Raw genomic sequence first — 13,533 nt, forward strand, 5'->3', positions numbered from 1 at the left:
TATAGGGAGGATTTTTCACCTTTTAGGGGGAGTATGATGTTTATTTTAGATCAATACATTGAACTATGGATTGCTTATGGAAAAGGAAAAAAAGAGGGAGAACGATTGGAAGTAACAGTGCAAAATATATCTGGTACATTATTTTGTACAGAGCGCAATAGTAAATTAATTATAAAAAAATTAGATGAGTTAAATTGGATTAAGTGGTTTCCAGGTCGCGGCAGAGGAAATCGGTCTAAGTTAATATTTCAAAAGCACCCGATGTCTTTAATTTTAGATAGAGGAAAAGAAATAATGAAAAAAGGGGATGTGAAAAGCGGAAGTATATTTGTGGAACGCTATAGCTCACATTTTCCATCAGTAAAGGGAGAATATCATTCCTGGGTGGATTCAATATTTGGTCATAAGGTTGAAATGACATCTGAAGGGAGAAGAGATGTACTCCGGTTGCAAGTACAAATGAATTTAGATATCACATTAGATCCTGTATACGCTACAATGCGCTCAGAATGCCATATGGTAAAACATATATTCGACACACTCGTGTATGTAGACGGTAATACAAACATTATAGAGCCAAGACTTGCATTTCACTGGGAATATAATGACGCTGAAAAAATATGGACGTTTTACTTACGAAAAGGAGTTCACTTTCATAATGGAAAACAACTTACTGCACATGATGTTATATACTCGTTGAATAGATTTATAAAGCTGGAAAATAATGCACACGCATGGATGTTACAACACGTTGAAAGTATCCGTTCAGTGGATGACTACGTTTTCGAAATTCAATTACATACAGAAAATCGAATGTTTTTACATATGCTAAGTGCAGAACAGTGTTCTATCGTGAATGAAGTTGAAGCAGGAGGGCTAATTGGAACCGGGCCTTTTCAATTATATAAAAGTAATGAAAATCTGTTCATTTTAGAAGGACATCCTTTATATTTTCGTGAAAGACCTTTTTTAGATCGTGTTGAGTTGTGGAATGTAGAACAAGGTGTAGGTACATACGATGTTTTAGTAAAGGCGCAGTATAAAGATAAAGAAAAACATAATAAAGAATTGTCTCGGCTTGAGTCGAACGTGACATATATAACATGTAATCTTACGAAAGAAGGACCAATGCAAGATGAGTTATTTCGGAAAGCGTTATATAACATCATTCATGGTTATACAATCGTTCAAGAACTCGGCGGAGAACGTGGAGAAGTGGCAAAAAAACTAATATTAGCAGGTGAAAGCATTGTAGAGATTGAGGAAGATGTAGAAAGTTTAATTAAAAGGAGTACTTATCATAATGAAGTGCTACAACTCTACACATTTACAGGACGAGATCATGTTGAAGATGCACAGTGGATACAAAAAGAGTGTGCGAAATATGGGATTCGTGTAGAAAATAATTTTCTTGATATAGAAGAGCTATTGGAAGTAAGTACGATACAAAAGGCCGATATGATGCATGATAGTGCCACAATCAGTGAACGAATAGAAGATAGTCTATTATATATGTTTCTTACAAAAAATAGTTTTATTCATGGACAAAGCAGCATGGACTTTCATGAAAAGTTGTCTCCTTATTTTAGACAAGAAGAATTAGAGAAAAGAGTTGCACTGTTACGCGATATCGAGGATACTTTGTTACGTCAAATTCATATTATTCCTTTATATCGTAATAAACAAGAGGTAAGTACACATGAAAAAGTTCAAAATATAATGATTAATTCACAAGGTTGGATTGATTTTTATAATATTTGGTTTAAGTCTTGATATATAAGGGCTTTTGCACATTTTCATAAGGTGTGTAAGAGCCTTTTTTGTATGTAGGAATAGGTTTGTTTTACACATTGTTACGCTACTTGTGATAAAAGTCTATTTACAGCGTAACAGTGTTATGTTACATTGTTATCAGGAAGGAGTGTTATAGAGTTGAGTACAGATTTAATTTCAAAAAAAGATTTATTAGAACTAACTGGTATTTCATACGGACAGTTATATAGGTGGAAAAGAAAAAATTTAATTCCGGAAGATTGGTTTGTACGAAAATCAACGTTTACAGGTCAAGAGACATTTTTTCCGAAAGAAAAGATATTAGAGCGTATCGATAAAATCCAAACGATGAAAGAGGATTTATCACTTGATGAACTAGCGAACATGTTTTCGCCGAGTGTGAGAGAAATTCTTTTAACAAAGGAAGACATTTTATGCAAGGGGATTGCATCAGAACCAGTTTTACAATTTTTCATAGAACAAACGAATAAAAGAGCAGAGTTTCAATTTGTAGATATTCTTTATGTGTACATGTTAGAAGAATTACTGCAATCAGGAGAGATTAGTTTAGAAGAAGGAAAAATGGTCTTGCAAGTTTTACGTGAAAATTATGAAGCAATTAAACATAAAACTTGTGACTTAATTATTGTCCGAAAGTTAGGGATTTCTACATGTTTATTAGTCTCAAACGTGGACGATTTAATTTTTGAAAAAGGCACCAAAATCGTTTTACGCGAAGCGATTATGAAATATACCGAAGCATTAAAAACTAAATTGTTGTAGTGGAGGAGAAAGTATGCGTACAGATAATTTGATTATAAATGGTTACGGTTCATCGAATGGTGGCGAGTTTCATAAAGTGCAATTAAACGGAAAAGGAACTGTGAATGGAAATGTTGAATGTGAGCAATTTGAATGTAACGGTTACGGTGCAGTTACTGGCGATTTGAAAAGTAGCAGTGCACGAATTAGCGGATCTGGTAAAGTTGATGGCACAGTTCAAGCTGAAACGATGCGAATTGATGGAAAAGCAACAATTACGCAAAATGTAAAAGCAAACAGTTTGAAAATTGCAGGAAAAGGTACGATAGGTGGAAATGTCACTGGTGAAGAATTTAAAGTCAATGGTCAAGCTACAATTGACGGTAATTGTGAAGTGGATACTTTTTCTTCAGAAGGACAATTTACAATCGGTGGTTTATTAAGCGCAGATGAAATTAATATAAATATTCACGGTACATGTCGAGCGAAAGAAATTGGTGGTCAAACGATTAAAGTAAGACATAGATCAGGTACATTTAGTAGACTATTTAAAACAGTGTTTGGCTTGCAGTTAGAAGCTGAACTATTAGAAGGTGACAATATCGATATTGATTATGCTCACATAAGAACGGTAAGAGGAAACAATGTTACAGTAGGAGCAAACTGTGAGATTGAACTGATTGAATATACCGGTGTTCTTACTGTTGATAAAAATGCAAATGTAAAAGAAATTAAGCAGGTTTAACGGAAGGGAGAAATCAGTATGGAACATCCACATAGTCTCACAGTAAATGGTTCTGGTAATTCAGCAGGCGGAGATTATAATAAAGTGAAGATTCGCGGTGAAGGAACAATTACGAATGATATGAGTTGCAATGAGTTTAAAACGTACGGAACGAGTGATGTACGCGGTAATGTGAAAGTGAAAAACTATGTCGTGTATGGAGATAACGAAGTACAAGGAAATGTAGATGCGGAATATGTAAAAGTATATGGTAATACACAAATTCATGGTGATGCTCATATTGAAAAAACAAAAGTTAGAGGTATGATAGATATTGAAGGAAAGTTTTCAGGTGATTTCGTAGATGTAAAAGGTGCTTTAAATGTAAAGGGAGATATTGAAGTAGAAGATTTATCATTAACTGGTGGTCTTGAAAGTGATGGATTACTTAATGCTGAAAATATTCAAATCTCACTTCGTTATGAAGGCAGTAAGGTAAGAGAAATTGGTGGTAAAAAAATTACCGTTCGTAAAAAAGCGAGATTTATTCCTTTTACTAGTCATGCTGGAAACCTCCAAACTTCAATTGTTGAAGGAGATGATATCTATTTAGAACATACGATTGCTGAAGTTGTAAGAGGCAACAACGTCACAATTGGTCCTGGATGTGAAATTAGTGTTGTAGAATATCATACTAGTTTTAATCAAAAAGGTAATGCAGTCGTAAAAGAACATAAACAAATATAAGTAGTATGAGGGAGAGCAAGAGATATGGTTGAGAAGAATAATAAGCTCGGCTTTGTTGTGGCGGGCTTATTGCTAGGTATTTTAATGGCATCGATGGATAATACCATTGTCGTAACGGCGATGGGAACAATCGTTGGTGACTTAGGAGGCCTCGAAAACTTTGTATGGGTCGTTTCTGCCTATATGGTCGCAGAAATGGCAGGCATGCCTATTTTCGGTAAGCTATCAGATATGTATGGTAGAAAGAGATTCTTTATTTTCGGTTTAATTGTCTTTATGATTGGTTCGGCACTTTGTGGTACTGCTGAAAATATTACACAGTTAGGTATTTATCGTGCCATTCAAGGTATTGGCGGCGGGGCATTAGTGCCGATCGCGTTTACTATCGTTTTTGATATTTTTCCACCTGAAAAACGCGGGAAAATGGGTGGTTTATTCGGAGCTGTATTTGGATTATCTAGTATTTTCGGGCCATTACTTGGCGCATATATTACCGATTATATTAGCTGGCACTGGGTATTTTATATTAACTTACCACTTGGCATTTTAGCACTTATTTTTATTACATTCTTTTATAAAGAATCACGCGTTCATAGAAAGCAAAAGATTGATTGGTTTGGCGCAATTACTTTAGTTGGTGCAGTAGTTTCTTTAATGTTTGCGCTTGAACTAGGCGGACAAAAATATGATTGGGATTCTAGCTTTATTTTAAGTTTATTTGGTGGATTCGCTATTTTAATCATCGCATTCATTTTTATTGAACGAAAAGTAGAAGAACCAATTATTTCATTTGAGATGTTTAAGCAGCGCTTATTCGGAATGAGTACAATTATTGCATTATGTTACGGTGCTGCATTTATGTCAGCAACTGTTTACATTCCGTTATTCATTCAAGGTGTATACGGCGGGACTGCAACAAACTCAGGATTATTACTTTTACCTATGATGCTAGGATCAGTCGTAACAGCGCAGTTAGGTGGATTTTTAACGACTAAGCTGAGCTACCGAAACATTATGATTATTTCTGCTGTTATTATGTTAATCGGATTATTCTTATTAAGTACATTAACGCCAGAAACAAGTCGTGCATTATTAACGGTTTATATGATTATTATCGGATTTGGAGTAGGTTTCTCATTCTCTGTACTAAGTATGGCTTCAATTCATAACTTCGGTATGGAACAGCGTGGATCTGCGACTTCAACGAGTAACTTCATTCGTTCATTAGGAATGACACTAGGTATTACAATCTTCGGAATGATCCAAAGAACAGGTTTCCAAGATCAATTAGAAGAAGCATTTAAAGGGATGAGCGGGGGAATGAATACAAAATTAGGGGATTCAAGAGCCATTTTATCAGAATCGGCAAGATCTCAAATCCCTCCGCAAATATTAGATAAGATTATTGACGCTCTTTCTAGTTCAATTGTTCAAACATTCATGTGGGCATTGGTACCAGCTGGATTAGCATTCATATTCATTTTCTTTATGGGAAATGAGCGTATGGTAATTAAGAAAGAACAAATGAATAAAAAGAGTGAAACATCAAAAGCGTAATGAAAAATCTCCTTTCCAATTGGAAAGGAGATTTTTCGTATGTACGGTGTTAGATTAGCCTTCGATAATTTCGTATTCTTCGTCTGCAAGTAATAAAATTTGCGTTTTCTTGCCTTTGTTTTGAACTTCGATTACATCGTATGCGCCTAAGTCTCTTACTTTGCTTTGAGAAGCGTTAACCATAACTTCAATAGAATCAATTAAGATATCTTCTTCAATATATGATTCAGGCAATGCCATATCTTCAGTATCTAATACACACGCATATAGATTTTGTAAATTTTCAGTAGTTGGGTTTTGTTCCTCAACATCAATGATATTTTTTACTGCATCCATATTTTCTTCTTTTGCTTGGTACACTTTAATTTTAGCCATAATTTTAATCTCCTTTATAACGTAATCGTAGAGGCTACACCTCATTATAACGTTTTTTTTATGAAAGATGAAATTGTTATATGTATTTATAGTAAAAATTATGTGTCCTTACTCAAAATTGGTGTGATTTCCATATAAATGTACGAGTAGGTAACGATAATGTTACGTTAAAGTTATATTGTCCAAGCTTTTCTTATTTTCTTCCTATATATATGTAGTAGCAATTCTATATAGAGAAGGGATGGAGTGTAAGTGGGTTGTGAACCGAGAGTTTCTAGAGATTTTGTTCAAGTACCTGAACTGGTAGGTTTTCGATTACTTTTATCACATCCAGCTGGAGACCCTTTAAACTACGGATTATTATTTATTAATTTTCCTGATACGATTTTTATTTTTATATTGGCATCAAGCGGATACCTTGCCATTTCGAACTGTTTAAAAATAGAGGGCGGAACTGGTGATGCCGAAATAGAAGAGATGAAAAAATGATAGAGGATGACGATAATACGTACAAGTCAGTTGTTAAATTGACTAAAGTATATAAGAACGGTGAGACGGAATCTTTTATTTATAAAAATGAGTTATAATACATGTATTTAAATGAACCCTCAAACTATTGTTGAGGGTTGTTACATAATTAATTATGTTGATCCTTTAAGCCATTTGTTAACGAGTAAGAAATATATTTATTGTTGACTTATTTTATAGGTTGATCATTTCATAGTTAGTAGATGTTATAATCATTTTATGTTTACTGATATTTTATAAATATTCGAAGTTTCAATTTAATAGTCAATTGCTTTTATGATGAACAGGTGGGTGTGTATATGAATACGAATTATGGAGCGCTCATGAAAATGTTAAGAGTGGTTGATTCTAAAGAAGGCGGGAATGTAAATGATATATGAAGCGAATATACATACAAGAAAAAAACTAGTTTCTATGTTTGAGGATTTCAATAACGTTGTTTTACTTTCTTATTTACAAGGGCATATGGGTACTGCTTGGGTAAATGATCTTGAAAATCCAACAGTAGCACAAGTTACGGTAGGAATTTTTACATTTTACGCTGGAGACCCAAATACGAAAGAAACAGAAGAGTTATTACGTAATATTCCAGAAAGAATTTTAGTTATCGTAAATAGTGAAGAGTGGAAACAACGCTTAGAAACATTCCATGAAAGAAAAATAGATAAGTTTTTACGTTATAAATTCAAACGAAATCCAGAAGTTTTTAATCGTTCAAAATTACAATCTTTTATATCAGCACTTCCAAAAGAATATGAGTTAAGAAGAATAGATGAGCATATCGCAAATAGCCCCAAATTACATAAGATATCTGAAGATTTTACAAGTCAATTTCATTCGATAGAAGATTATATAAACCGTGGTATAGGTTATAGCATTTTATATAATGGAGAAGTTGTATGCGGTGCATCCTCCTATAGTATTTATAATGATGGGATTGAAATTGAAGTTGCGACTGATCACAATCATAGAAGAGAGGGCTTGGCAACTGTAGTTAGTGCAGCTATTATATTGGATTGCTTAGAAAATGGAAAGTATCCAAACTGGGACGCAGCGAATACTACATCTGCTAAACTAGCAGAAAAGTTAGGATATGAATTTGATAAGGCATATGATACTTATTTTGTAGATAATAGATGAGTGAAGGAGTTACATACTAAAAAATACATGCGCCCTAGTACGTAAGTCTAGGGCGCATGTATTAGTTGGTAAATATCTTCATAACAATTTTATCACATTTTATCTTTTGAATGTTTGGAATTAAAGATATTTATGTGACTTTTTGAAAAAATAAAAGAGCAGTTAGCAAAAGCTAACTGCTCTTCTCCAAGGGGGAATGGAGAAATACAATCATGTTACCTATAGTATTGACAGAACATTGAGTTTTAATCAGCCATTTATAAAAGGAGAGATAAAATATCTTTGATTAATCTTTAGCTCCCATTAGGAGTACTGATAGAAAAACGATTGAGAATATATTTTTTTATTACATTTACAATTTGAAGAGTAGAACGTGTTTATCGTAATTCTCCAAACACCAATTATATTTTTTTAGAATGATTGGATGGACTGCTTCTTTCGTAGTATCGACTTCAGTATATCCATATTTCTTATAAAAGTTTTCTAATTCCTCAAAAGGAAGACAATATACATTTTGTATTTGTGATTTTTTTGCAGTTTCTACTAAAAATGAAACAAGCTCACCAGCTAATTGTAGCCCTCTAAATTGAGGCAGAATAAAAATTCCGCCCATTTCTAAAGTATCTTCATCTATTTGGACTAATCGGCCAACGCCTGCATACTCGTTGTTATATGTAATAATTGCAACTTTATCTCTCTTTAAATCACTCCGTACAAATCCTATTGAGTCATATTGATTATTAACCCATTCTAAATCGTTAGATGTAGCCAATTGAATACTCATATACATCCTCCTTGGAAATACTAGCGCTCTCTTCATTATATAGAACATAAGATACTATATCAAAAGAACCTTGAGATAGCACATTTGTTTAAGTTATTAGTTAAAAGTGTGGGATTGCTGGCATTGAAATGATGGCTTCACCAAACATAGGATAATAATCTTGTGAATTTAGTGTTACATAGTCAAAATAAAAATTAGTTTATGTGTTCGGTAACGCAAGATTGTTTAAGTGTAGAGAAAATCATAGGGTTATTTTAATTAGTAGCTACTGTATTCATTGAAGCTATTAAGGAAACGTGGTAATCGCCAGCCCTAGTGATACAAATCATATTAGGATTTAGTAAAAAAAATTCTTCCTGAAAAAGAGGGGGATTAAAGATAAGAGCACTTCGAAAAGTGCCCTTCAGTAACGACTACTTATTCTAAAAAGAAAGGATGCAATATATCATATGAAGTTTAGTGTATTTAAGTATGGGTCTTTTATATAAATGTGAAATAAAAGAGGGTTGTCTTCTTATTAGAAGGCAGCTTTTTGTTATTACAAAAAAGAATTAGAAATAAAATATAAATTCAGTTACTTGTCCAAACAATTTTTTTGAAAATACATAAAATGCTAGTAGTTAGCCAATATTTTTATATTGTTAATTTTTTAGACTAAAAGGGGTGATTTTATGTGTGATTGTGAAGTTTGTAGAAGAAAGAAAAAACGTGATCCATTAAATCGGGGTTCTGAACCAAAAAAACAGGATTCCGAATCAGTAAATTCTTATTCATTTAGTAAAAATGCAAATTTTTTAGAAGAAGCTATACAAACAGATGAAATCGATCAAGTTTCTGAGGAATATATTGAAATAGTAGATTCAGCAGATGTACAAGTTACTACTACAGATACAAAAGCTGCACTATCTATCCAAGCCGCGTTACAAGCAGCTATTGTGGTTGTAGTAAGTATTTCTATAGCAGATAGTGAAAAGGCAGATAAAATAGCACAAGAATTGTTTCAAAAATCATCTATTAAACAAATTAATAAACAAGAAACTGTTATTAGAAATTCTAGAAATGTTACAGTTACGACTACAGATACAGACATAGCAGTAAATGTTCAAATTCTTCTCCAAATTTTATTAGCTTTACTAGTAAAATTAAATATTTTATAAAATGTTTAACCTTCTTTAGATATAGTGCATCTTACAGGTAAATATTCACTGTTTTAATTATAGTACAGGCTATAAATATTTATCATAACTGGATTAATATTCAACATCACCAAAGTATGAATGTAAACAAACAATGTGATGGAAAATAAAGTTTGGTTATTTTATGAAAATTGAAAAGCCATTTCCTTTATTGGATTTGGCTTTTCAATTTTAAACAGTATGAATTTGAAAAGATAATATTAAGCTAAAGAAGTAAAATATACTGATACAAAATACTTATAAAATTACTCGTGTTATAGAAAAATAATAAGAAAAAGGTGTTTAAAATAGAATCATTTTCATAAATAGTTCAAGTTTTGAAGAATAGTGCATACAATATAAAGTGTTTTCCTTTCTTCATTTAAGTTTTACGTATATAATTTAAAAGTACTATTTTTATTTTATTATTTTATATTTATAACAGAATAGAGGTTTAAAAATGAGTGTTAAAATCATTACGGATAGTGCGGCGGATTTACCAGTAGAATTGCTGCAAGCATATGATATTGATTTAATTCCACTCCGTGTATATGATGAAGCAGAAACAGAGTATTTAGATGGAGTAACATTAGAGTCAGTTACATTATTACAAAAAATGAGAGAAGGCGCTGTTTATAGAACATCATTGCCTTCACTTGAAACTTTCCAAGAAAAATTTGTTTCTTATGCAAAAGAAGGTAATCCTTGTATATATTTAGCTTTTTCATCTGAACTGTCTGGTACATATCAATCATCAGTTGTCATTAAAGAGGAAGTAAAAGAAACATATGCAGATTTAGATTTAGAAATTATTGATACAAAATGTGCTTCGCTTGGTCAAGGTCTTGTCGTTTTAGAAGCTGCTAAAATGGCAAAAGACGGCGCACCAAAAGAAGATATTTTAAACCGTGTCGCTTTTCTAATGAACCATATGGAGCACATCTTCACTGTAGCTGACTTACAGTACCTTGTTAGAGGTGGACGTTTAAGTAAAGTAGCTGGTTTTATCGGTGGTTTACTAAACATTAAGCCTATCTTAAACGTGGAAGAAGGAAAACTTGTACCACTTGAAAAGGTAAGAGGGAAAAAGAAAGTATTAAGCCGAATTGTTGATATTATGGAAGAGCGTGGTAAAGACCTTAAAGGTCAAACAATCGGTATCACTCATGGTGATGACTTAGAAACAGCGGAAGCATTAAAATCATTAATTACGGAAAGATTCGGTTGTGAAGTATTTATCGTAAATACAATTGGTGCAGCAATCGGAGCACATACAGGACCTGGCGTTATAACGTTATTTTTCTTAAATGAAGTAGAGTAAAGGATTGATCATTTGATCAATCCTTTTTTCTTTAATCTGTGATTACCGGTCGATATGGTATTGGTGAAGATAAAATCTTTGAAGTTTTCCTATATGAATTGCTCTCTTGTAGAGGGAGTATTTTTTATATGTGGAATGATACTTAATGGTAGAAGAAAAGAGTATAAATAAGAATGTATTTGTAGGAATTTAAATATTTGAAGATATCAAAATTTTGCCATTTCATATATAATTGTGTGGGGAGAAATATCTGTAACTATTTGTAAAAATAGGAGGCGACTATAAAAATGCAAGAAATTGCTAGATGGGATTTAAATCGCTTGTATTTGAATGAGGATATTCTATTTCCAATTTTGGAGTTGAAAGAGAAATATTTTGTAACAAAAGATGTAGAGGTTCTTTCAAAGCTAATACAAGCTATTGAGAAAACAGAATACTATTTGTACTGTAGATCAGTTGAAGAAAGTGTACCATCTGACCTTACTAAATTGACCGTGAAAGTGAAGGAACTAAAAAATGAATTACAGCAAGTAATAAAACATAATGAAGTGGAAACTTCAGATAATACTAAGTTAATAAAAGATGAGCTTAATGCTTGGGAAAATATGTACATACAATTACGGGATAGGATAGAAATAGAGCACAATAATAAACAATTATCCTTTGGACAAGCAAATACTATTGCAATGAATAGTGATAATGAAAAGGAAAGATTAGAAGTATTCGAGTTACTTACAAGTACTTTACATAAGGAAAAAGAAATCTTTGCTACTGTATTAAATCAAATAGGGAGATTGCGTAATGCAAAGAGTAATGAAATAGAAGATAGAGAGATTTTAACACAATCTTTTCATGCGAATGGCATTTCAGAAACTGTATTATTCCAAATGTGGAATGCGACAGAAGAAAACCTTGATAAATTAGTAAGTGCTTTAAACGTGTATAAGAAAGGAAAAGCTTCAATTACATGGCATGAACTTATGACGGTAAAGGAAAGTAATGAGATCATGATTCCTTTTTCAGTAGCAATACAAAACGTTTATGATGCATGTAAGAATATTGATGAAGAATTAGCAGAATTTGCACGTAATGCGATAGAAAGTGGTTGGGTAGATGCTGAACCGAGAGAGAATAAACCACCAGGTGGGTTTTGTGCTCCATTTTTCAGTGAGAAAGAATCGCGAATTTCCATTCGTTATGATGGGAGTATAGATAGTGTAAGAGTGCTCGCTCATGAATTAGGACATGCTTGGCATTTTTATAATATGAGTTTTGAACAATCTACATCTTTTTTAGATGATTATTTGCCAATGAGTACGGCTGAATCAGCATCTATTTTCTTTGAAACGGTACTCTTAAATTATCTAATTGAAACAACGGATAGTAAAGATATGAAAAAGTCATTACTTAGCTGGAAAATAAGAAATAGTTTTAATTATGTAATGGCAATACGAGCATCGTATCAGTTTGAAAAAACATTTTATGAAAAATGTAAAGAGGGTCCTTTAAGTGCTGATGAAATTGAGAAATTATCTATAATTGCACAAAAAGAAGCTTATGGAAAAGCTTTAAGTGAATACCAGCCGTTTGTATGGATGAAATATATTCAATTTTATATAGCAGATGTTCCTTTTTACAATTATCCATACACATTTGGATATTTAGTAAGTTTTAGCTTATTAGAAATAGCTCAAGAAGGTAAAAGTACTTTTCATTCGAAATATAAAGAGTTCTTACGAGAAACAGGAAAGGCTCCAGTAGAGGAGCTTATGAAAAAACATTTTGAAATAGATATAAGAAATTATGAATTTTGGAATAAAGCTTTTATTCAAATTTCTAAAGACATTGATGAATATTTGCAGCTTATGTAAGGGGAGAGTACAGTGGATCAGCAGTTTATAAAAGGTATACCTTTTTCAACTTTAGAATATGCAAAAGCTATAAGTTTATTAAAAGGTTGGCTACATGAACAACAAGAGAAACCAAGGTTTGTAGTAACTGCAAATCCTGAAATTGTTATGTCTGCAAAGGAAAATACGGAAAAATCAAAGGAGTTTAAAAAGATGTTACTATCTGCGGATTTAATAACAGCGGATGGGATTGGTGTCATAATTGGCTCGAAAATATTAAAAGGAACTTTGAAAGAACGTGTTACTGGGGCGGATTTAACTCACGATTTAATAAAATATTGTAACGACAATGAATATCGTGTCTTTCTTTTTGGAGCTGCGCCAGAAAGTAATAAAAAGGCATTAGAAAAATTAAATGAGCAGTTCCCAGGAGCACAATTTAAAGGACAGCATGGATTTGTAAATGGTGAAGAAATAGAAGAAATAAAAATGAAAATTAAGCAGTTCAAGCCGCATTTACTACTCGTAGGACTAGGTTCACCAAAACAAGAAGAGTTCATCTATGAAAACATACAAACATTAAACGTTCCGCTATCTATTGGTATCGGAGGCATGATTGATATAATATCTGGTACTGTAAAAAGAGCACCAAAAATAATGAGGGATACTGGAACTGAATGGCTGTATAGGTTACTCTCACAGCCGAAAAGATTAAAGAGACAACTTGTACTTCCGAAATTTTTATTATCGGTTATGTCTGAGCGGATTAAAGGGATTAATTAATAAAGGGGACTACA

Annotated in this window: 12 protein-coding genes and 1 pseudogene; 11 read left to right on the forward strand and 2 right to left on the reverse strand. The window is 32.6% G+C overall.

All coding sequences use genetic code 11. The annotated features are described in order from the left end of the window. Positions 1–36: 36 nt before the first annotated feature. The 5 genes from B9A45_RS15170 (at position 37) to B9A45_RS15190 (ending at position 5,563) form a co-directional block, all read left to right on the forward strand. The gene (locus tag B9A45_RS15170; RefSeq protein WP_084064215.1) at positions 37–1,773 is read left to right on the forward strand and encodes an ABC transporter substrate-binding protein; all 1,737 of its coding nucleotides are present in this window, start codon (positions 37–39) and stop codon (positions 1,771–1,773) included. Between the two features lie 159 nt (positions 1,774–1,932). Further along, a complete protein-coding gene (locus B9A45_RS15175) occupies positions 1,933–2,556 on the forward strand; it encodes a YhbD family protein (protein WP_000102238.1) in 624 nt (207 codons plus the stop codon). 13 nt (positions 2,557–2,569) lie between these two features. Further along, positions 2,570–3,280, forward strand: a complete 711-nt coding sequence (locus B9A45_RS15180) for a bactofilin family protein (protein WP_001258385.1) — start codon at positions 2,570–2,572, stop codon at positions 3,278–3,280. Positions 3,281–3,298: 18 nt separating this feature from the next. Continuing rightward, positions 3,299–4,006: a polymer-forming cytoskeletal protein gene (locus B9A45_RS15185; protein WP_000400908.1), complete on the forward strand. Its 708-nt coding sequence runs from the start codon at positions 3,299–3,301 to the stop codon at positions 4,004–4,006. Positions 4,007–4,030: 24 nt separating this feature from the next. After that, complete coding sequence (locus tag B9A45_RS15190; RefSeq protein WP_000229618.1) at positions 4,031–5,563, forward strand: MDR family MFS transporter; 1,533 nt, start codon at positions 4,031–4,033, stop codon at positions 5,561–5,563. Between the two features lie 54 nt (positions 5,564–5,617). On the opposite strand, the gene B9A45_RS15195 is transcribed toward B9A45_RS15190, so the two are convergent. Next, a complete protein-coding gene (locus tag B9A45_RS15195; RefSeq protein ID WP_001062731.1) occupies positions 5,618–5,938 on the reverse strand; it encodes a hypothetical protein in 321 nt (106 codons plus the stop codon). Between the two features lie 252 nt (positions 5,939–6,190). Here B9A45_RS15195 and B9A45_RS15200 point away from each other — a divergent pair. Together B9A45_RS15200 and B9A45_RS15205 are read left to right on the forward strand one after the other, a co-directional pair. Beyond that, positions 6,191–6,525, forward strand: a pseudogene (locus tag B9A45_RS15200) (BC_2878 family exosporium-associated protein); the annotation flags it as partial. A 310-nt stretch (positions 6,526–6,835) separates the two neighbouring features. Next, complete coding sequence (locus B9A45_RS15205; RefSeq protein ID WP_000638734.1) at positions 6,836–7,606, forward strand: GNAT family N-acetyltransferase; 771 nt, start codon at positions 6,836–6,838, stop codon at positions 7,604–7,606. Between the two features lie 352 nt (positions 7,607–7,958). On the opposite strand, the gene B9A45_RS15210 is transcribed toward B9A45_RS15205, so the two are convergent. Beyond that, entirely contained in the window at positions 7,959–8,390 is a 432-nt protein-coding gene (locus tag B9A45_RS15210; RefSeq protein ID WP_000027162.1) for a GNAT family N-acetyltransferase, read from the reverse strand. 671 nt (positions 8,391–9,061) lie between these two features. Between B9A45_RS15210 and B9A45_RS15215 the strand changes: the two genes are divergently transcribed. From B9A45_RS15215 to B9A45_RS15230, 4 genes are all read left to right on the forward strand, one after another. Next, on the forward strand, positions 9,062–9,547 hold the full coding sequence (locus B9A45_RS15215; RefSeq protein WP_084064216.1) for a spore coat protein: 486 nt from the start codon (positions 9,062–9,064) through the stop codon (positions 9,545–9,547). 478 nt (positions 9,548–10,025) lie between these two features. Further along, positions 10,026–10,886, forward strand: a complete 861-nt coding sequence (locus B9A45_RS15220; RefSeq protein ID WP_000111642.1) for a DegV family protein — start codon at positions 10,026–10,028, stop codon at positions 10,884–10,886. 287 nt (positions 10,887–11,173) lie between these two features. Then, positions 11,174–12,757 carry a M3 family metallopeptidase gene (locus tag B9A45_RS15225; RefSeq protein ID WP_001155355.1) on the forward strand — a complete coding sequence of 528 codons (1,584 nt, stop codon included), beginning with the start codon at positions 11,174–11,176 and terminating at the stop codon, positions 12,755–12,757. A 12-nt stretch (positions 12,758–12,769) separates the two neighbouring features. Further along, complete coding sequence (locus B9A45_RS15230; protein ID WP_000372655.1) at positions 12,770–13,519, forward strand: WecB/TagA/CpsF family glycosyltransferase; 750 nt, start codon at positions 12,770–12,772, stop codon at positions 13,517–13,519. Positions 13,520–13,533: the final 14 nt, after the last annotated feature.

Source organism: Bacillus sp. JKS001846 (assembly GCF_900176455.1).
Lineage (GTDB): Bacteria > Bacillota > Bacilli > Bacillales > Bacillaceae_G > Bacillus_A > Bacillus_A cereus.

What these genes read in the sequence shown, in the direction of transcription:
- B9A45_RS15205 (WP_000638734.1), top strand. Translation starts at nt 6,836, where the DNA reads ATGATATATGAAGCGAATATACATACAAGAAAAAAACTAGTTTCTATG.
- B9A45_RS15210 (WP_000027162.1), bottom strand. Translation starts at nt 8,390, where the DNA reads ATGAGTATTCAATTGGCTACATCTAACGATTTAGAATGGGTTAATAAT.
- B9A45_RS15170 (WP_084064215.1), top strand. Translation starts at nt 37, where the DNA reads ATGTTTATTTTAGATCAATACATTGAACTATGGATTGCTTATGGAAAA.
- B9A45_RS15215 (WP_084064216.1), top strand. Translation starts at nt 9,062, where the DNA reads ATGTGTGATTGTGAAGTTTGTAGAAGAAAGAAAAAACGTGATCCATTA.
- B9A45_RS15185 (WP_000400908.1), top strand. Translation starts at nt 3,299, where the DNA reads ATGGAACATCCACATAGTCTCACAGTAAATGGTTCTGGTAATTCAGCA.
- B9A45_RS15225 (WP_001155355.1), top strand. Translation starts at nt 11,174, where the DNA reads ATGCAAGAAATTGCTAGATGGGATTTAAATCGCTTGTATTTGAATGAG.
- B9A45_RS15195 (WP_001062731.1), bottom strand. Translation starts at nt 5,938, where the DNA reads ATGGCTAAAATTAAAGTGTACCAAGCAAAAGAAGAAAATATGGATGCA.
- B9A45_RS15180 (WP_001258385.1), top strand. Translation starts at nt 2,570, where the DNA reads ATGCGTACAGATAATTTGATTATAAATGGTTACGGTTCATCGAATGGT.
- B9A45_RS15220 (WP_000111642.1), top strand. Translation starts at nt 10,026, where the DNA reads ATGAGTGTTAAAATCATTACGGATAGTGCGGCGGATTTACCAGTAGAA.
- B9A45_RS15190 (WP_000229618.1), top strand. Translation starts at nt 4,031, where the DNA reads ATGGTTGAGAAGAATAATAAGCTCGGCTTTGTTGTGGCGGGCTTATTG.